The 840-nt window shown below is 41.9% G+C and carries 2 protein-coding genes; one reads left to right on the top strand and one right to left on the bottom strand.

What is annotated here, in order from left to right; genetic code table 11:
• Nucleotides 1-202: hypothetical protein (locus ACRBG0_RS03015; protein WP_431485450.1), on the top strand; the 202-nt coding region annotated here is incomplete at its 5' end.
• Between the two features lie 115 nt (nucleotides 203-317).
• Here ACRBG0_RS03015 and ACRBG0_RS03010 read toward each other — a convergent pair.
• Nucleotides 318-840: hypothetical protein (locus ACRBG0_RS03010; protein ID WP_431485449.1), on the bottom strand; the 523-nt coding region annotated here is incomplete at its 5' end.

Here is an 840-nt window from a genome sequence, read left to right as displayed (position 1 = left end):
CATTACATCTGACACACCGCCCTTGATTTTAGGTTATCCCAACAATGAAGGCATCCTGATTAAAGAAGGTGCGAGAGATACATTTGGGGCGAACAGGAGAACAAAGTACACCTTTATCCGCAGTAAAAATGGGAAGGTAGTTTCTTTTGTGGTTGCCTCTGAAGGGACTGTGAAAGACATCTTATTTGAAAAAATAAACTAATGCCCCAAAAAAAACATGAGCAATAGCGCCCTGCGGGACGCTACTGATTGCTGGTCGGGGGAGCAGTGTTGTTTTTGTTAGTTGACCTATGGGAGAGCAGGCCAAAGGCAGACCGCTAATCTAAAATCCATTGCCCGACTTCACTGAAGAAGTATAAATAGAATAGCAAGATATTCAAAACCAGCCCGATCAGTCCAACCTTTAAAGCATTAAGGCGAACTCTGATTTCTTTTACCCATACGATGGTAGCAGTCAATAAGCCCCAGAATACACTACCGTATCCGCCAAGGATGATAGCTATCATGCTAATCTGTACGGTGATTCCTTTTAAAAATCTAGCGTCTGATTCAATCGGTAATCTTCCTTTGTCAATGACTTCCTCCAAGAGGGGTATACACCAAACTAAACCAGCGAATAAAATTAGGTAACTGAAAAACATGTGAGTAATGACAAGTGTATTAACCACCTCTCGTCTTATTCGATGGGTTAGGCTGAATGGGTCTTGTTCTTCAAATGGAGTAAATACGTTTTTCATAGCGATAGCTGTCGTTTGAATAAAAACGAATCCCAAGCGTATGTATTTTCGTGTTAAAAAGTACGTATCGTACCCACTAACGCGCAAGGCGAAGCCTGGAGCA

Origin of the sequence: Lewinella sp., assembly GCF_050633125.1 — a bacterium.
In the GTDB taxonomy this organism is placed as follows: Bacteria; Bacteroidota; Bacteroidia; order Chitinophagales; family Saprospiraceae; genus Lewinella.
Note: the sequence above shows the minus strand (reverse complement) of the source record. Positions and strands in the feature narration are given on the sequence as shown.